This is a genomic window from Microcoleus sp. F4-D5, from assembly GCF_036704885.1.
Taxonomy (GTDB): domain Bacteria; phylum Cyanobacteriota; class Cyanobacteriia; order Cyanobacteriales; family Microcoleaceae; genus Microcoleus.
Map to the genome: position 1 here is coordinate 19,476 of NZ_JAUBSX010000061.1, position 19,045 is coordinate 38,520.

General features: G+C 45.9%; 15 protein-coding genes and 1 pseudogene. 6 read left to right on the plus strand and 10 right to left on the minus strand.

The features are described from left to right. Window positions 1–23: 23 nt before the first annotated feature. Entirely contained in the window at window positions 24–1,847 is a 1,824-nt protein-coding gene (locus QUA80_RS23975; protein ID WP_333427515.1) for a peptidoglycan DD-metalloendopeptidase family protein, read from the minus strand. 429 nt (window positions 1,848–2,276) lie between these two features. On the opposite strand from QUA80_RS23975, the gene pgeF reads away from it, so the two are divergent. Together pgeF and QUA80_RS23985 are read left to right on the plus strand one after the other, a co-directional pair. Further along, entirely contained in the window at window positions 2,277–3,155 is an 879-nt protein-coding gene (gene pgeF, locus QUA80_RS23980) for a peptidoglycan editing factor PgeF (RefSeq protein ID WP_333427516.1), read from the plus strand. Window positions 3,156–3,399: 244 nt separating this feature from the next. Next, the gene (locus tag QUA80_RS23985) at window positions 3,400–4,011 is read left to right on the plus strand and encodes a CPP1-like family protein (protein ID WP_333334335.1); all 612 of its coding nucleotides are present in this window, start codon (window positions 3,400–3,402) and stop codon (window positions 4,009–4,011) included. Window positions 4,012–4,174: 163 nt separating this feature from the next. Here the strand turns inward: QUA80_RS23985 and QUA80_RS23990 are convergent, their stop codons facing one another. Next, the gene (locus QUA80_RS23990) at window positions 4,175–4,861 is read right to left on the minus strand and encodes an HAD family hydrolase (protein ID WP_333427517.1); all 687 of its coding nucleotides are present in this window, start codon (window positions 4,859–4,861) and stop codon (window positions 4,175–4,177) included. Window positions 4,862–5,409: 548 nt separating this feature from the next. Between QUA80_RS23990 and QUA80_RS23995 the strand changes: the two genes are divergently transcribed. Beyond that, window positions 5,410–7,500 (plus strand): diguanylate cyclase domain-containing protein, encoded by a 2,091-nt coding sequence (locus QUA80_RS23995; protein ID WP_333427518.1) that lies wholly within the window; start codon window positions 5,410–5,412, stop codon window positions 7,498–7,500. After that, complete coding sequence (locus QUA80_RS24000) at window positions 7,481–8,014, plus strand: GNAT family N-acetyltransferase (protein WP_333427519.1); 534 nt, start codon at window positions 7,481–7,483, stop codon at window positions 8,012–8,014. Before QUA80_RS23995 ends, QUA80_RS24000 begins: the two co-directional genes overlap by 20 nt. Before the next feature lie 20 nt (window positions 8,015–8,034). On the opposite strand, the gene hppD is transcribed toward QUA80_RS24000, so the two are convergent. The 8 genes from hppD to pstS all read right to left on the minus strand — a co-directional run bounded on the left by hppD (window position 8,035) and on the right by pstS (window position 17,519). Beyond that, window positions 8,035–9,096, minus strand: a complete 1,062-nt coding sequence (gene hppD / locus QUA80_RS24005) for a 4-hydroxyphenylpyruvate dioxygenase (RefSeq protein WP_333427520.1) — start codon at window positions 9,094–9,096, stop codon at window positions 8,035–8,037. A 544-nt stretch (window positions 9,097–9,640) separates the two neighbouring features. Then, entirely contained in the window at window positions 9,641–10,348 is a 708-nt protein-coding gene (locus QUA80_RS24010; RefSeq protein ID WP_333427521.1) for an SDR family oxidoreductase, read from the minus strand. Between the two features lie 83 nt (window positions 10,349–10,431). Continuing rightward, window positions 10,432–11,841, minus strand: a complete 1,410-nt coding sequence (locus QUA80_RS24015) for an NYN domain-containing protein (RefSeq protein ID WP_333427522.1) — start codon at window positions 11,839–11,841, stop codon at window positions 10,432–10,434. A gap of 42 nt (window positions 11,842–11,883) precedes the next feature. Next, window positions 11,884–13,230, minus strand: a complete 1,347-nt coding sequence (locus tag QUA80_RS24020) for an APC family permease (protein ID WP_333427523.1) — start codon at window positions 13,228–13,230, stop codon at window positions 11,884–11,886. A 91-nt stretch (window positions 13,231–13,321) separates the two neighbouring features. Further along, a complete protein-coding gene (pstB, locus tag QUA80_RS24025) occupies window positions 13,322–14,173 on the minus strand; it encodes a phosphate ABC transporter ATP-binding protein PstB (RefSeq protein ID WP_333427524.1) in 852 nt (283 codons plus the stop codon). 56 nt (window positions 14,174–14,229) lie between these two features. After that, window positions 14,230–15,210 carry a phosphate ABC transporter permease PstA gene (gene pstA, locus QUA80_RS24030; protein WP_333427525.1) on the minus strand — a complete coding sequence of 327 codons (981 nt, stop codon included), beginning with the start codon at window positions 15,208–15,210 and terminating at the stop codon, window positions 14,230–14,232. Window positions 15,211–15,350: 140 nt separating this feature from the next. Next, window positions 15,351–16,352, minus strand: a complete 1,002-nt coding sequence (gene pstC / locus QUA80_RS24035) for a phosphate ABC transporter permease subunit PstC (RefSeq protein WP_333427526.1) — start codon at window positions 16,350–16,352, stop codon at window positions 15,351–15,353. A gap of 138 nt (window positions 16,353–16,490) precedes the next feature. After that, complete coding sequence (gene pstS / locus QUA80_RS24040; protein ID WP_333427527.1) at window positions 16,491–17,519, minus strand: phosphate ABC transporter substrate-binding protein PstS; 1,029 nt, start codon at window positions 17,517–17,519, stop codon at window positions 16,491–16,493. 890 nt (window positions 17,520–18,409) lie between these two features. Here pstS and QUA80_RS24045 point away from each other — a divergent pair. Together QUA80_RS24045 and QUA80_RS33930 are read left to right on the plus strand one after the other, a co-directional pair. Continuing rightward, window positions 18,410–18,553, plus strand: coding sequence for a hypothetical protein (locus QUA80_RS24045; RefSeq protein ID WP_333427528.1), 144 nt, complete (start codon window positions 18,410–18,412; stop codon window positions 18,551–18,553). Between the two features lie 162 nt (window positions 18,554–18,715). Then, a pseudogene (locus QUA80_RS33930) lies at window positions 18,716–18,934 on the plus strand (transposase family protein); the annotation flags it as partial. Window positions 18,935–19,045 lie beyond the last annotated feature (111 nt).

A 19,045-nucleotide genomic window follows, 5' to 3' on the forward strand; every position in this document is an offset into this window, starting at 1 on the left:
TTTATCCAGCCAATCCCCGATTTTTACCTGCTAGCTTGCTTCTGAGTTTTGGGTTTGACTGCTTCGGCATCTTTGGGCTTAGAAGTGTCAGCTTTTAACAGTTCCGGGAATGGCGGCTGGAGGTTGTGAACTTCGATGTCCATTCCCAGCGGCAGAGGTGGAAGCTGGGGCAGATCGTTTTCCAAATCCTTGAGTGAGTTAGCGGTTTGTATTTCCACCATTTTTGGCATTTGGGGTACTTTGGCGGTTTCCAAAGTGCCGATCATTCTAGCCAGAGCGAATTCTAGCTGAGAACCCGGGTCGATCGCCACCCAACCCTGGTCAGTCATTTGCCGGATCTCGAAGTGGAGGTGAGGCCCTGTAGACATTCCCGTACTGCCGACGCGGCCGATCGTCTCTCCCTGTTTCACCCACTCTCCCGGTTTCACAAACAGTTCAGAAAGGTGGCCGTAGAGAGTTTCCTGAGACTTTTTGTTGTGGTTGAGAACCACCGTCAAACCGTAGCCGCCCAACCAATCGGCGATCGCCACTTGACCCGCATAGGCCGCGAGTACGGGCGTTCCCATCGGGGCTCCCAAGTCAGTTCCGGTGTGAAACCTGCCGTAGCCCATAACCGGATGAGTCCGCCACCCAAACGGCGAAGTAATTGCCGAAGCAATAGATAGCGGAAACAGCAAGCTTTTGTTGCCATTTCCGGGCAGGCCTGCGGGACGAGGCGTGAGATTGTAGTAAGCAAAACCGGTATTGCTGCCGCTGCTGACACTAACCGCACCGACTTGAACCGGCCCGAGTCCCATGCTGGGCGCTGGAGCGCCGCCGCCGTAAGATGCAGATCCGGCATAATACCCAGCGTCTGCGGAGTATCCAGCGTCTGCGGAGTAGCCGATGTTTGCCGAGTATCCAGCGTCTGCGGAGTATCCAGCGCCTGCGGAGTATCCAGCGCCTGCGGAGTATCCAGGGTCTGCGGAGTAGCCGGGGTTAGCGGAGTAGCGCGGGGGTGCGTAAGCAGATTCCGGCGGGTTTGAACCCCCCCAAACCTGGCTGCCTATTTGTTGAACGGCTTGACCGATTTTACTGACAGGATTCCCGCTACTATTTCCTGCCACAGTTTCCCGAACATTGTCTGGAATGCTTTCTGGCAGATTTCGAGGAGGAGGGGCTGCAATATAGCCGTCGTCTGCGATCGGAGTTTCCGGGCTGTAGTTGGGTTCTCCGGCATCTGCCGTCACTGGCTCGGAAACAGGAGGAGGCGCGCACAAACCGCCAACTTCTTCGCAGCCGTTCGATCGTTCTGCAAACTCTATTCTGGTTGGCGCTTCGTACTCTTCGTACTCGCTGGTAGCGCCAATGCTGTAGTCTGTTTGGTCGATTTCAGCGTGGGCTGGGTTAACTGGCGCTTCAAAAGGCGGCTCCTGGGCCGTCGCTTCTGGCAGGGGAATCAGCTCGGGTTCTGGCAGATAATATTGGGTGGGAGGTGGTTCGCTGGCGTACTCCGGCTCACTGGGCGGTGCGGCATCGAAAGGCTCGGACGGCGGAACTTCTGCCTGCGGTTCAGGGTAGGGTTCTGGCTCCACTTGGCTGAATTCTGGTTCCGGGGGCGGGAGAGGAGCTTCAAATAATGGCTGGAGGTCTGCTGCGCCGGGGACGGCTTGTTCTGCTGGCGGAGTTTCGGCTTGAGCCCACACTATGCCTTTGCTGAGCAGTCCCAGACTGGCAAGGCAACCCAGTCCCACCAGCAGTGAGCGATCGGACAAAAGGCGCGATCGAGTCCGGGTGCCTTTAGGGTTGTTTTTTTGCTGTTTGGTGTTCAAAGGGGCTGTTATTTGCTTGTCTGGAACTGGTTTCACGATTTTTTTTCCCAACTCAACAGGGGGCGCAGGGATCTCGAAGTCAGGATCGAATGTATGGCAATCCTTGTCTTTTATACAGGCCTTACTGATTCTACCGGGCTTGAGGCAATTTTTTTTGTGGATAGAACAAGCTCGAATGCCTTGCACATTCAGTCGCGATCGATATCCGGTTTTTTTGCTCCCAAGTGCACTTGCCTAGGAACCTGTGAGAGCCACACTGATGATAGCGCTTTGGGGTTCGTCTATGTTAATTTGTTGCCTGTATTTATCGGGTCATGCAAAATTTCGGCGCAGTCGGTCGTCTTCAAACTGCTGAATCATCGCGATTTTTTCCTTAAAGCTGGCGCCGCCTTTAAACTTCGCGGAGAAAATTGTTGATTGTTTAGAATACAAGCTAAATGATTCGCTTGGGTAAGGATAGGTTTCATGACTGTAGCTGGCGATCGCTTGACAAATTTTCCTGACTCTGAACGGGTCGGACAACGTGAGAGTACCAGTTGGCAGTGGCAGAGCTGGGAAGGCTTGCCATATCTGACTTGCAGCTTGCTCGACCGGTGGTCTCACGGCTTTTTTACTCGCGATTTCTCGCCCCGGGGACCGATCGATCTGACGGAAGTTTTCGCACCTGGAGCTAAGGTTTACCGACTCCAACAGGTACACGGCAATGCGGTACTCAAAACCACTGAGTTGGCCCCGATAGTGGCTCCGGACTCGGAAACCGCTGCCCCAAGCTATGCTGAGGCTGATGGCTTGGTTGCCGGTCGAGAATGGGAGGCGCTGTGGGTTTGCTCGGCCGACTGCGTACCGGTGTTGATTGCTGACGATCGCACCGGACTCGTTGCGGCAGTTCACGCGGGTTGGCGCGGGACTGCTGCTAAGATATTACCAGAGGCGATCGCTCAACTTGTGGCACAAGGCAGTCAACTAGAAAATCTGAAGATTGCTATGGGGCCGGCGATCGCTGGAAAGGTTTACCAGGTATCTGTGGAAGTAGCAGCGGAACTGGGAGCCACCATTGCTCCTAAGAGTGCCGTTAGTGCGACAGCCGAAGGCATTCTAGAGTTTTTGCACCAACTGCCGGAAACGCCTGTCTTGGCCGATCCAGAAGCGGGAAAGGTACGCTTTGATGTTCGCCTCTGCAATGCTCTGCAATTGCAACTGTTGGGAATCGATCTTTCTCAAGTGGCGATCGCTCCTTTCTGTACTTATTCTGACTCGGCTCGCTTTTTTTCCTACCGCCGCGATCGACTTAAAAAAGTCCAGTGGTCGGGAATTGTGAGCGCCGGCGGGACAAGTCCCTTCTGAGGGCATTTGGTAGAAGGTAAAATTTTAGACGGCAAAGATAAAAATAAAAATCTTTGGATTCATTATTTTGTATTTACCAATGCCAAATGCCTTCTATCTTCTACCTTCCTAAGGTTTGCTGGTTCCTGTTTTAAAGCACTAAAAACTAGCAGCAAAACTTTTGGGAAAGCGGCCTAAGCCCCCGCCCCGCTTTCCTCTCTTGTTAAGATTACTCTATAACGAGAGTCTTCAGCGGGTTATTACAATGAGTGAGCCAACTCCCTATCAACTGCTTGAAGTCGATGAAGATGCTTCCTTTGATGAAGTGCAAGAGGCCCGCACGCGCCTAGCTGAGCATTACAGCGGTGACAAGAAACGTTTGGAATCGATCGAAGCAGCTTACGATGCGATCCTCATGGATCGCCTGCGGCAGCGACAGGAAGGTAAAATAAAAGTCCCCGAACGCATCCGCTTTCCTGAGCGGCTGACTCCCGCACCCGCAAGCTTTACTCCGTCTCCTCCCAGTGGCAGCCCAGCTTGGTTGCAACGGTTAATTGATACTCCTAGTCGATCGGACATTTTGTGGCCTGCTGGGGTGTATGCAGGGTTGGGCGGACTGAGTATTTATCCGGCGGCTAATGATTCTTTACTACAGTTGACTCTGGCTCTTGGGGTCGGCTGTTGTCTTTATTTTGTTAATCGCAAGGAACAAAAATTTGGTCGGGCCGTGTTGCTGACTGTCGCTGGCTTAGTTATAGGCTTGGTGCTGGGAGGCTTGTTGGGTTCTTTGGTCAGTCCGGCATTTATAACAACAGAGAAATTTATTGCTTTGTTTACGTTTTTAATTCTGTGGCTGGTCAGCGGTTTTCTGCGATAGTTAGCATTCATTAGTCAGGAGTTATTAGTCAGCAGTCATTAGTAATTATTAGTCATTAGTCAGCAGCCCACAACTAATAACTGTGAAATCAAGACCTCGGACAAATAACGTCAGCTAAAAATTAATAACTAATGACTAATTACTAATGACTAATTACTAATGACTAATTTTGGCGACCTAAAATAATCTCAACTGCTTCGCTCAAATTGTTGGCAATTAAATCCGGTTGGTGCATTTCTAGTTGGGTGCGATCGCGAATTCCGCACAAAACACCAATTACCTTGACACCGTGCGTTTTTGCTGCTACAATGTCCGCCTCCGTATCCCCAACCATCCAAGTGTCAGAAGCCGGCGGCAGTTCGGCGAGAGCTCTTGCCATCAACAGGGGCTTATCTTTGACATCCCCGGTTTTAACGTAATCGTTGGGGAGGCAATAACGGCGGTTTTCTGGGAAAAATTGCCCTAAATTGTAGCGGTTGAAGGCTTCATCTAGTTCCCTGACGCGGCGCATGGTCATCACCGCGAAGTCTACTCCAGCGCGCTGCACCTTTTCGAGAGTTTCCACAGCGGTGGGAACTGGTCGATCGTAAATCATGTAGGGTAGGGTGTGAACGGTTTGACGGCGTTTCTGGGCAAAATCGCGGGCTTGGGCTGCGTCTAATCCTGACAGGATGCCGATTTCTGTTTCGGGAACGCGCGCGCGCTTCAAGTCCCAAAACTCGGCTTTGGGGAGTTCGCGCACTGGTTGGCCCGAACGCTGAGTCTCGGCGAGACACTGCTGGTAAACTCGGTAGTAGCGATCGGACACGTCCATGATCGGGCCGTCAAAGTCGGTAATAAGTCTCAGCATTTAGCAGAGTATTTTTCAGCTTTTATACAAATCCTTCGATACTATATCACTTAAAGGTAACACTTTCTTTACAAAAATTGACACAACTACCCAGGGGAGGTAAGGTCTATAGGAATGGTTCTAATTAAAGGAAACATTTGAATTAAACTGTGCCGCTCCTCAACTTTAGCGGTTGTCACCCATATCGGGAATTTACAATGGGGAATTTACAATTAAAATGTGCGGCACAAATAGTCCAAACCGCTACGTATCGTTCATAAATTTCAACCTCAATCGAAGCTAATTTTGACTGCGCTTTCTCAAAAAAAAGTTGGTTAAATTAATATTTTGCCATCTAATTAAAATTTAAAAAAACTGCTTGGAGAATCTCAAGTGTACTGTTTCCATAAATTAGCCCGCGGTAACAGTTGGTGACATCCGTCAGTATAAAAATTCCCATGAGAAATAGCAGCAAAACAACAACTAACTTTACGTGCTAACCTTGGAGAGTGATGCTCTACAATAACGAAATACTTCCAACATTAACTGTAGAGAGCAGCCCAAGAAGTATGAATATTCTTCTTTATAAGCTGTTATCCTTACGCAGGATTGAATACATCGAAGTCGATCGGGAACTTAAGATTAAAGAAATATCTTTGAAAGTGCAAGATTTTGCCTACATTCATGAGGAAGCAGCCGAAGGAAAAGACGTGCGCGATAGTTTTCCTGAACTGATCGGAATTGAAGGAATCCTTGAAGGCATTATTGAAGAACGAGAGCAAGACTTTCAGTTAAAATCAATTACCAGAGTTCTCAAAGACGGATCTTATTTGTATCTAAATTTGTACATCTTTGGTTATAAGGGACAAGCCAATGGTGACAGATTGATTATTTTATGCGAAGATGTGACAGATAGCATTGCAGCTCAGCAAAGCATGGTTCAGGCGGCAAACGAAAACAGTATTAAAGCCGATTACTTAGCTGCGACTGGCGATTATATTGACAAAATTATTAATTCCCTAGGTGATGTTTTGTTCGTAACAGGGACATCGGGTAAAATCAAAAAAGTGAATCAAGCTGCACAGCAATTATTTGGATATACCGAATCGGAATTAATCGGCAAATCCATATCCATGATTACGGCAGAGGAGGAATTGTTACGCAAAGTCAGCCAGCTACCTCCTGCACTTAAAAGCCAATATTGGCCTCAAGTAAAAGTAGCTTGCCAAACGAAAATAGGTTTAAAGCTGATTGTCGCGTTTTCATGCTCTACTTTCGAGACAAGCATAGGAAGCAAGGATACAGAGAGCGGGGTTATACAAGATTTTGTTTATATCGGCAAAGACATTACCAAGCAACAACGCATAAAAAAGTGTCAAGAAGCACAGTATGCTGTTACTCATATCCTGTCAGAATCAAGTTCTCTAGATAGCGCAACTCCGAGAATTTTGCAAGCTATTTGCCAAAGTTTTGGGTGGGATCTGGGCGAGCTTTGGACGCCTGCAGAGGCGGAGACAGAAACTAGATTGGGTGCGGAAATAAAATCTGAAAAACAGCCGCTTTGGTGCGTGCAGCTCTGCTGTCCGATCGAGGAAACTGCTGGTTTGCGACGGGTGGCAGTTTGGCAGGCAGCCGAGGAAGTTAGGGAGTTTGCCGAAAACGACCAGCAGATTACTTTGGCGGCGGGTGAGGGTTTGCCCGGAGCGGTTTCCAGGAGCGGTTCTACGCAGTGGATTACCGATCTTGCGGGCGATCGCAATTTCGTGCGATCGCGCTTGGCCGAGGAAGCGGGACTGCGATCGGGATTCGGTTTCCCCATTCACGCTAGGGGCCAAGTTGTAGGAGTAATGACTTTTTTTTGCCGGGAAGAACTGCAACCGGATCAAGATTTACTTCAGATAATAGCTGTGGTAGGTTCTCAATTAGGAGAATTTGTCAAGCGCAAATATGCGGAGCAAGAATTGCAAGAAGCTGAAGCTTCAATCCGATTTTTGTACGAACAAGAAAAACGGCAAAGTGAAGAATTAGCTCGGCAAAATTTAGCTTTAGAACAAGCCAAATTAGAATTACAAGCAGCTAACATGGAATTGCAGCGGCTCGCTTCGGTCGATGGATTGACTCAAATTCCCAACCGCCGCTGTTTTGACAAAAAATTGGAGTTAGAATGGCAGTTGATGGAGCGAGAAAAAGAGTCGCTGTCTTTAATTTTGTGCGATATCGATTTTTTCAAACTTTACAACGATCGTTACGGGCATCAAGGAGGCGACGAATGTTTAAAACAAGTAGCCCAGATTTTAGGTAGCAACGCTCAGCGGGCAGGAGATTTAGCCGCCCGCTACGGCGGCGAAGAATTTGCGGTAATTTTGTCGCGAACTGATGTGCAAGGAGCAAAGCGGGTAGCTGAAGCAATTCGCAGGGATTTGAAAGCTGCGGCAATTTTTCATGCTGCTTCCAAGGTAAGTAAGTTTATAACTCTCAGTATGGGTATTGCTACTACTGTACCTGCTGCTGGTTTATCGATTGAGGAGTTAATTGGACAGGCCGATCGAGCCCTGTATCGAGCTAAACTAGAAGGGCGCGATCGCATAGTTTACCTGGACTTAAACAGAGAATTTCAGGGGGGTAAAGGAGTATTTTCTGATGATTGTGAGAGAAGCTAACATCGCTGACGCACCTGCAATCGCACGGGTGAATCTAGATACTTGGCGGACTGCTTACCGAAAAATTGTACCGACAGATTACCTCGCGCAACTCTCCTATGAAAAAAAAGAAAGCCGTTGGCAAGAAATCCTGGCCAACGTCAAAAATACCGGGGTTTTTGTCTGCGTTGCTGAGAATGACTCGGGACAAATTGTGGGTTTTGCTGCGGGTGGTTGCGAGCGCAGCGGCAAATATGTATATAAAGGAGAATTATTTGCCATCTATATTTTGGAGGAATATCAGCGTCAAGGAATCGGACGGCAACTCGTGAGGACAGTTGCCACAAAATTGGCAGAATTAAGTTTGAACTCGATGCTGGTTTGGGTACTAGGAGACAATTCAGCCTGTAGGTTTTATGAATTTTTAGGAGGTGAAAAAGTGGAGGAAGTGCAAACAATTAGAGCAGGCGTTGAACTCAAAGAAATTGCCTACGGGTGGAAAGATATCGCAGTGCTGATCGACAAGCCTGTATGACCTAAAAAGTGGAAGTTTGATCAATCATCGATCAAACTTCCCCTCTTCATTTGTTCCCGTTCAATTGCCTCAAACAAAGCTCGAAAATTACCCGCACCAAAACCTCCAGCTTGCACCTGTTTGCCGTCAACTAAACTAACTCGGCGCTCAATAATCTCGAAAAAGAAAGTCGGTTCTGCAAAAATTGGCTGGGTAAAGATTTGCAGCAGCATCGCTCCTGGAGTATCTTCTTGCCAATCTGCTAAAACTTGACAAGCTGCAATTGCTTGCCAATCTGCGGGCAAATATTTTTGCCGCTGCTGCAATTTGGAGTAGTATGTGGGAGGAACTGGTAGAAAAGGCAAACCGCACGATCGCAAATCTGCAACAACCCCGACAATATTATTAGTTTGCAAAGCCATGTGCTGAATTCCCGGCCCCCGATTTGCGCTCAAAAATTCTTGAATTTGAGAATTAGCTGATGCCGGTTCATTAATCGGGAATTGCACCCCACCTTCAGCGTGTACCATAACTTGGCTCCGCAAAGCCGATTTCTCAGTCTGAATGTCAAAATTTTGCTGGGGTCGAAAACCTAATATTTTTTGATACCAAGTAACAGCACTTGACAAATCGCCGGATTCAACATTTAACACTACGTGGTCTATCCGGGTAAACAGCGGCAGCTTAGGAGAAGCCTGCAGCGCTGAATTCTCGCCAATTCGCTGAACGAGCGTATGGCTTAAATCTCCCCAACCAGCGATTCTTGCCCGCTTAAAATAGCCTGCTTGGTTTAGGTCTTCGTGAATCGGTTCTAGGATTTTAGCGCCTTCAGCAGCCGCTCTAGCTACTGCTAATTCGATATTTTTTACCCGAAAACCCACATCGGCAATCCCTGGAGGATGAAACTTCAACCAACTAGCAGCGGGACTAGCGGGTGTCAGGGGTGAAGATAAAATAAAACATACGTTGCCGCTGCTGACAGCTTCAGTGTGAGTGTGGCTGTTGGCATAACCTGCTGTTGATTGAAAGCCTAACTGGCCGACAAACCAGTCGCGGGATACTTTAGCGTTTTCAACGTAAAATTGAATGCGATCGAACTCCATAATCAATAATTGAAAATGGAAACTGAAAAATGGAAAATCTGCTGATTTTCAAGGCGAAACTGCAAGGGAGGGACTGAGTAATCGATATTTTTCATACTTTTCATTGCGCGCCCACTTAATAATAACCTCAAGATAGAATATCATAGCTCCCTCTGAAGGCAGAAATAAGTCGGCACTTAAAAGAAACCCACTCTCTGCGATAACTTAGCTTTGACCGCTAGACCTTCGCCAATCGGACTAAGGCAAAAAAATGGTTTGACGTGCTACTTATATGGGTAAGGTGCGGGGCAGAAGAGCACCCTACATAATTAGGTGCTGTGCAAGTTCTCAAACCTAAAGATATGATAATTTTTCTGGGCTTGAGGCGCCGCTGTCTTCTGCCTTCAAATGACCAAGAATTTCTTGATAGTACCCGCCACGTGATTTATCCGTGGAATCAATCCCAAATCTCAAATCGAAAATCCTTGCGTCCCCCGCATTGATCTCGCGCAAGTCAATCGAAAATCGAAAATCGAAAATCGAAAATCGATTGACTCCTCAATCGCTAAAAGAACAAATGACTTTCCGGCTGAATATTAATCTCCATCGGCACAGCTTGGGGGTCAGCCGAAAGAGCAAAAATAATCGCATTTGCAGCAGTTTCGGTACTCAGCATTTTTGACCTGTCTACCTTCAAACTCACATTATCCCAAAACGGAGAATCTACCCCGCCAAAATAGAATAGCGTAAACTTAATCCCGTAGCGTCGCAGTTCATCTGCCATGCACTTGCTGAAACCAACTACTCCAAACTTTGAAGCGCAATAAGCGGTTCCCATCGCCATCGAATGCTTGCCCAAAATCCCGATGACATTGCAGATGTGACCGGATTTTCGGTCTTTCATCACATTCGCCGCTGCTTGAGACGTATAAAAACTGCCTTTCAAGTTCAAGTCAAGCATTGCATCTAAATCAGCGGGTTCTAACTTGTTCCACTGCTTGAGAATTCCGGCACCGGCGGCGTTTACGAGGGCATCAATTTGTCCGAAATGTTCTAGAGTTGTCTGCATCAACGTCTCGACTTGCGGCAAATCGGTGATATCTGTGGGTACGCACAGTACCTCTGTTGCCGAAAGTTCGCTAGCTAAAGCCTCTAACTTACTGCTGTCTCTGGCGGCGAGCACTAACCTCGCACCCGCATCGGCGAGTTTGCGGGCCACCGCTGAACCGATGCCGCCAGTCGCACCCACCACAACCACAACTTTGTCCTGCATATCCCTTTACATTTCTTTACGTCCAGGTTGTATGATAACTCAAGTTTCTAGTAATCGGGATGTTTATATATTTTAATTTTTAATTAATTTAGGGAAACTTGCCAGCCTTTTTCTGCTTTTGTGAGCTGGAGAGAAGTGCAGGATTGCAAAAATTTAGGAAATTTTCTACCGAGATTAAAGTCCTTAATTATTTGGGTAATTTGTTTGCCGTATTGTCGGTGAAATTCGCTGCCTACATTGGAGAGAAATACAGAATTATCAGGAGAGTTGCCGGTTAAGTCGCTAACTATTTTGACCAGAGCTTTTTCCAAGTCTTCCAGAGAATTAATATCTGTCAATGTTGCAGGTGTTGTCGCAGTGTTATTCTGATTTTCTTTGTTAAGTCTTGGCGGTGGGGGGGACAATTTTACTTCAAAAAGAGTGACATAAGTTTGAGAATGTTCTGAGGGTTTGTGGACGACAAACTCGGTGGGATATTTGAGAAATATATCCCTGGTTTTACTGCCTAGGGAATGAGTGGCAACAACTTGATTGAGGACTAAACCGTAATTTTGCCTAAACATAACTGCAATAGTAGAAAGTTTTATCCACTGACTTGAGGTACGTTTTTGCTCGGTTTTGATTAATTCTTTTAGCTGAATAACTAATTGTTCGAGGGGTGTAATTTCCGGTACAGTTACGAGGGAATGGGTTTCAAATTGTCCGGTTTTGCTGTTTAAAACTATGATTTTATCTATTTGTTTGCGAACTTGAAATACGGTTAATCCGTGGGCTTGCAGTGTATTGCTGAGGTGAGTGAGGGCGCGATCGGACGAACAGACAAAAATCTCTTTGGCTGTGGGATAATGTACGAAAATCGATGCGCCGACTGTAGCCATTTTTAAGTCGGCGCTGTCTTTGCCGGGGGGGACGTGAATTAGTTGATAGCCGCGCTGGTGAAATTCGGCATCTTTCTTGCCCATGCTGCGCCAATTGGCAAAGGCAACTTTGATTTGGATGGGATAGTGGCAAATTCCCTCTAGGAATTTTTCGGTTTCGATGTTGAGTTGCAAGTTTTCAACATCTAGCAGCAAGATAGCAATGCCGACAGGAAGCGAATTTGTTTGATTTGGGGTGGGATTTGGAGGTTTTGACGAAACTGAGTTTTGTGATTTAGCTGGGACTGTTTGAGATTGGGCTAGGAACTCTATTCGGGCAAATAATGTGCGGAATTGAGGTGAATTAATGAATTCTGGAACCAGCAGAATTTGTAGGTATTTTTTGGCAGTCAGCAGCAGGGAATCTGTATCGCTGGCTACTCGGAAACTTTTGGTCAATTTTCCAATCAAAAGTGACTGAAAATCAGGTTTTGCCCAGGGGGTTTTCCTGTATTTTTCAGCTATCCATTCGGGATGTTTTTCCTGAATGGAAATTAGTGTTTGAGCGATATAGCGACTGATGGCGCTGAATGCGACAGATTCTTGAGTCGCAAGCTCGGGAGTTCGATCGGGCATGACCCTCCACAATCCGGGATGGTGTTTCAATCTATCACAATTCTAGTTTCTCGCCAGCAGCCGGACGATCGCCCGCCAAATTAAACCGGCGGCAATTAATGCCAATCCTGTCAGCCAAATTTGCTTCTGAACCCAGAAAGCCAGGAACAGACAACTTCCCAAACCCACCCAAGCCAACCACTGCGGATAAAGCCTTTCGGCGGGGGAAAGTTGCAGCGCGGCGAAGTTGGTGATAGCGTAATATATCAAAACGCTAAAAGCGCTAAATGACCAAGTGGTTTTGACATCGCCGACGAGGATTAAAAGTGCGATCGTAACTTCGACAACCACCACAGCCACGTAGGGAGTTGTCCCCGAAGGATTCAGTCGCGCCAAGACTCTCGGCATATCCCAGCGCCGCCCCATCGCCAGCAATATCCGCGACAGCCCTAAAATTAAGTTCAGCAAGACTCCCAACATGGCAGTAATTGCGCCGGCGGCTAGCAGTTGAGAAACTCCTGGAATTCGGAAACTGCGGGCGATGACTTCCAGAGGTGCAGCCGTGCCGCCTGTTTGTACAGACAATTTATCGGCCCCCGCGCCCGCGACAACTACTGCTACCCCGACGTAAAGCAGCATTGTCAGCACCAAAGTGAAAATTATGGCTTTGGGAATGGTTTCCCTCGGTTCCCGCACTTCCTCGCTCATTGTGGTGATGCGGGCGTAACCGCTATAAGCGACAAACATCAGGGCGGTGGCGTGGAGGATGGAGCCGATCGAGCTATCATTTTGTAGCGCGGGCATTTCCCACCTTACCTCTGGCAAACCGACAGCAACAAACACCGCTAAGGATAGAAGTGTAACTGAGACTATGGCACTATTGGCAATATTCGATCGCCTAATTCCCGTCAATACAACCAGAGTGAGAGCGGCGAGGGCGACTAAAGCTGTTAGGATCTCGTAAGTGCGATCGGCTACACCAACTGCATTTAAAAAATACGCCGCAAAACCTAAAGCAGCAGTAGCAGCCGAAGCCGTTTTCGCCAACAAAAACATCCAGCCGGCAGTGAAACCCAGCCAAGGATTGAGATATTTGTAGCCATATTCATAAGTACCGCCGCTAACAGGATGATTTGCCGCTAATTGAGCGCTGTTAAGGCCATTGCAAACAGCAACTAAAGCCGCAATACCCACAGCCAAAATCACTCCCTGCCCAGCAATTTCCGCAGCAATACCGATACTCACAAATACTCCGGTACCTAGGATTGAGCCCAGGCCCATGAGAGTTGCGCCGAAAACACCTAACTCTCGCTTAAGCAGTGGTGAAGACATAACTATAGCAGGCAAGATGCCTGCACAAAAATATTTGTCTGTTGTGGAACAGGCCCTTCGAGCCTGTTCTGAAGACATAACTATAGCAGGCAAGATGCCTGCACAAAAATATTTGTCTGTTGTGGAACAGGCCCTTCGAGCCTGTTATGAAAGAGGTTCAAGATGTAAATTAACCGAAACGACCTTGAATGTAATCCCTGGTACTCGAATTGCTTGCAGAGGTAAAAATCCCGCTTGTCGGCCCAAATTCCACCATGCGGCCGATGCGGCTTTCATCAGTATTAAAGAAAGCCGTGTAATCAGAAACCCGAGCCGCCTGCTGCATATTGTGCGTTACAATTACCACAGTTAACTGCTGCCGCAGAGTCTGAAACAACTCCTCAATCTTCATTGTAGAAATGGGATCTAGAGCAGAACAAGGTTCATCCATCAGCAAAATTTTCGGCTTCACCGCCAAAGCGCGAGCAATACAAAGCCGCTGCTGCTGTCCGCCCGAAATCCCCTGAGCGGATTTATTCAAATCGTCTTTCACCTCATCCCAAAGCGCCGCACTTTTGAGTGCAGATTCCACAATTTCATCTAATTCTGCTTTGCTTTTGCGGCCAAAAATCCTCACCCCGTAAGCAATATTATCGTAGATGCTCAGCGGAAAAGGATTCGGTCTTTGAAACACCATCCCCATTTGGCGGCGCAAACTATTAATATTGACTTTAGGACTGTAAATATCCTGTCCAAAAAACTCTACTCTTCCTTTAATTTGAACCTTTCCCTCCAATTCGCCGATCCGGTTGAGAGCTTTAAGAAAGGTAGATTTGCCACAACCTGAAGGACCAATAATCGCCGTAACTTGCCGGTGAGGCATATTCATCGACAAATCTTCCAAAACTTTGTGAGTTCCGTAGGAGAAACTCAAGTCCTGAACCCGCAGTGCTGGCATTGCATTGGGGTCAATTTCCGGAGTGGCATCTTCTAGAAAATGAGCGGTATATTTTTCTGATTTCAAGTTAGCTTTAGGTTTCATTATTTCTCTGGTTATAGTGTGAATATTTGACTGAGAGATGAACTTTAGTTATTGATTTATCGATTTTGAAAGCGTTTCCTAGTTACTGTACGGGATGCGACGCTAGTAATCAAAACCATGCCCAAAAGGACAGAGGCAGCAGTCCATGCCAATTCGTTCTGCTCCTTGTAAGGAGAGCTGGCATAACTGTATATTAATACAGACATAGAAGGAGTTGGAGTTAGCAGTGTCTCGGGAATTTCTTGGATTTTGGAGATAGTTTCTGCGCTGACGGGAAACTGAACTATCTCCCCCAATTTCTCAACCAAAGGCGGCCAAAATTGACTCGACAAGGCAGTTACAATTAGGGGTGCAGTTTCCCCGGCGGCGCGGGAAGCTGCGAGTAAAATGCCTGTGGTAATAGTCGGGAGTGCCGAGGGAATAATAATCCGAAAAATAGTTTGAAAGCGTCCGCCTCCCAAACCAGCAGAAGCGAGGCGGTAAGAAGCAGGCACCAATTTTAATGCTTGTTCTGTTGTTAGCGCAACAACCGGTAACATGATAATGCCGAGAGCGACACCGCCGGCTAATCCTGAGAATGCCTTAGTGGTAACAACAATTAAAGCGTAAGCAAACACCCCGACAACAATTGAAGGAACGCTGCTGAGAATGACGGTGATAAAGCGGACGGTATTGGCTATCGCCTTATTTTCCCTACCAAACTCTGACAAAAATATTCCTGTCATTACACCGATAGGTACGCTGATTAATGTCGCAATTCCCACCATTAAAGCAGTGCCTATAATCGCATTTGCAAAGCCGTTGGGCTGGTCTTCAACTCCGACGGGTGCGGGCAGAGACACTAGCACTTCCCAGCTCAAATGTGTAAGTCCTTCCCCCAATATTTTGTACAAAATAGCGAACAAAGGTAGCACGGCAAGAGCTGTGAATACGAAGGCAAGAAGTGTCATTCCGCGACTGAATAAATTTCTGCTCAGTGAGAGGGGATTGTAGATTTCTGCATCGAGAATACTGTTTAATTTTGGCGGTTTAGTCATGCGATTTTAGATTTTAGATTTTAGATTGATTCTGCGGATAGATCGAGCTTGTTCTCAGGATGTTAGACTTTTCTCTTTCTCCGTCATGAGCCTGGGAAAGAATACATAAAAGAGCTTGTTACCAATTACTTTCGAGCGTGTTAATTATTAGCTCCCTTAACACCGATTAGCTTAACCAGCAATACTGCCACTGCGTTCACCAATAGTGTGATGACAAATAGAATTAGCGCTAAATACATTAAAGAGCCGATGTGCAAATCTTCTTGAGCTTCTCGAAATTGACTGGCCAAAACAGCAGGGATTGAGTAGCCTGGAGCTAATATAGATTTGTTGATTTGAATCGAGTTGCCAATTACCATCGTAACTGCCATTGTTTCGCCTAAAGCGCGCCCCAATGCCAAGATAGTCGCTCCGATAATGCCCGAACTTGCTGCTGGCAATAACAGCTTAAATATAGTTTCCCAACGGGTGGCCCCGAGGGACATCGAAGCACTGCGCAAATCGACTGGAACTGATATCAATACATCGCGGCTGATGGCGGCTACTGTGGGCAGAATCATAATCGATAAAAGTATTCCAGCGGGCAGCATTCCGGGACCTAAAGGTTCGCTGCTGAACAGGGGAAACCAACTGAAATTATCGAACAATGACTGCTGGAAGGGCAACAAAAAGGGAATCAAAACAAAAATTCCCCACAGGCCAACTATCACGCTGGGAATAGCCGAGATTAATTCAACCATGAATCCCAAGGGCGATCGCACCCAACTCGGCAAAAAGTTCTCGCTGGTAATTATAGCTACTGAAAGTCCTAGAGGAATGGCGATGATAATGGCGATCGCAGAACTAACCACCGTACCGTAAATAAAAGGCAAAGCCCCAAACTGTAATTCCCCGATATCCCATCTGGGATTCCAAAAAAACTCCAGTCCAAACTTGCTAATAGCGGGCAAAGCATCCTTAAAAATTATCCAACTCATCCAGAACAGCGTACCGGCTGTCGCTATCGCAAAAGCCCATACAAATATTGTAAATCCCGACTCCAGCCACAAAGCTTCACCATTCGTATCAGTCAAGTCTACGTGTGTGTTTATTCCAGCAGCCTTCGGAGTTAATTTTTTCGGTTTCTTTGAAGAATTGGTCATACAAACTTATGGCGTAAAAAGTGAAATATTTGCTTGAGGGACTAGCTTGTAGGGTGCGCTGCACCAAAATCCGGGCAAGTTATGAGTTTTGAGTCATACATTTAACTCAAAACTCATAACTCCCTGAAAACATCCGAATTAACTTTTGGCAACCACACTCTGATTCACTGTTTGAATCACCTTTTGAGCTGTAGCTGAAGGAATTTGAGTAAACTCTAACTGTTTGTTGATACCTTGGCCTGTAGTCATCACCCAATTGACCATCTTTTTAATAGCATCTGCTTTGGCAGCAGGATACTGTTTGTAGATTAACAACCAAGTCAAACCAACAATCGGATAACCGTCGTTGGGATTGCCTTCTACTAAGCGGAAGTCTGCGGGGAATGTTTCCCCTGCTAAAGCTTTCTCTGCTTCAGCCAAGCTAGGATCTACAAACCGGCCAGCTTTATTTTGAATAAATGCTGTTTGGAGATTGTTTTGCCGAGCAAAAGTATCTTGAACGTAGCCGATCGCACCCGCTGTATTTTTCACCAAAGCAGCTACGCCGGGGTTTCCTTGACCGCTGACAGGGCTCCCCGGCCAACTCGGCTGAGCGGCTGCTTTGATGCTGCTGCCGATCGCCTGCAAGTGGTTAGCAAAAATAAAGGTTGTACCGCTGCTGTCTGCGCGTACAGCTACTCGAATCGCAGTATTTGGCAAGTTTTTAGCTTGTCCAGAAATTCCCGCTATTTTAGGATCGTTCCACCGAGTAATCTTTCCTTCAAAGATGCCTTTCACGGCATCGTTATTTAGCCTCAGATTGGTCACTCCGGGCAAGTTGTAGACAACTGCAACAGCGCCGCCAGCAGTCGGAACCGCCATGACACCGCGCTTTACTTCGGCTATTTGCGCCGCCGTCATCAGCGCGTCGCTGCCTGCGAAATCAACAGTGCCTGCAATTAATGCTTTGATACCAGCACCGCTGCCAGTTCCTTCGTAGTTTACAGTAATTTGATTGGCACTTCTCATCTGAGAGAAGTAGCGATCGTAAAGAGGTTTAGGGAAAGTGGCTCCCGAACCGTTTAGTGTGACAGCAGCTACAGCAGAAGTAATCAACGAGAGCGAAAATGCTGCTACCGCTAGCGTAACTATAAAAGCACGCCGCCAACGTGCAGTGAAGAAAATCATAATCCTCGTCCTCAATATTGATAGCAGGCTTGACAAATCTCCTCCATAGGATAGACGGAAATCCCTAAGTAAAGACATAGGAAACAATAAGCTTGTTTTAAATTATGGTTAACATTAGATTAAGTTTTTAACACCTAAGTAATGGGCGCAATAACAATAAGTTTATTTTAAATTATGGTTAACATTAGATTAATTTTTTGACTGTTAGCTGCTGCAAGTTCTATTGAAGTTATTACGCTTATGATTGACGCTCGAAATAGCCGATCGCAGTAAAAAATATTTGTCCGATCGCACTAAGCTAATTTCGCACGATCGGCGATTTACAGCGCCTGTGGGGCGGTATTTATAAAAAAGTTAGCTTAGTGCGATCGCTACTTGATAATCCTTACCATCTTATTTAACTTTCAATGTTGTGCATGACTGCAAAAAAATAATCACCTTGCTGCCCAAATTCAGAGATTAGACATCTCCGAAATTAAAAATACGGTTCGCTCGCAGATAGTATAAAATAGGATTTTACCAAAAAATACTCATATGATTCAGTTTTAATAATAAATTGACAAGTATCCATCCGAAACTCAAAACTTGGCAGGTCTGAAATACGAACAACTGATAAATTTAATTATTCAATCCGAGGGTGGTAACGCTCAACAACCATAAATAGACCGAAAAAAAACGCTAATTATTAAAGTAGGAGGCTGCCGACATCGTAAGTTAACAGTTGCAGATTAAATTCTATTAACCTTAGTTAATTTGCACCACTGGCCGAGATTTCAAATGTTATGGTACAATTTAATCTAAGATAAATAAAAGCTAATGATATCTTTCATTATTGGCTAGGTGTTTTAAGAAAATTATTATCATCGACCCTCCTATAACAAGTAAAAACAATGAAAGCGAAAGGTTATGGTAAAAAAATATTGAGTCAAGAGGAATTAACAGTAGATAGCTACGACCAACCCCGTAAAATACAACAAACTATCAAAAAAAATGTTAGGATAAGATCGCAAAAAATACCTAAATTTAAAAATTAAATAATAGTCGTCGCGGGCAAAAAATAGTAGATTTAGAGGTAGGAAAAAGTGGATAAACTACTGATATTAATATATTGCGAACGACAAAAGAAATTAAGTGATAGTAAACTCTTTCACGCAAATCGAGCTTGTCTCGGCTCATAGGCACTATTTACACCTCATAAAAAAACGCAAAACAAAGATTTAACTACCGAGCAAAAAACTGAAAATCGCGATCGGGTTCAAAAAATAACAGTTGTAGAGCAGATAATGAGAGTCGTAAAAGTTTTCAGAGTAGTCGCAGAAAAATTTTGGATAAAATCGGAAAATTATGAACAAGTAATCTTGATAGTATGTGGATTAGTGAGGTGGCGAAAAGGTGCGATAGTTCTGCTCACTTAAAGTGCAATTAAGTAAAAAAATGAATTAAAATAGTTGATTAAATAGGCTTGTTTTTATTGATTAATTTTTTAAGTCTTATCGCTTGTTCCCTTTATGGCTGTTGACACCTGC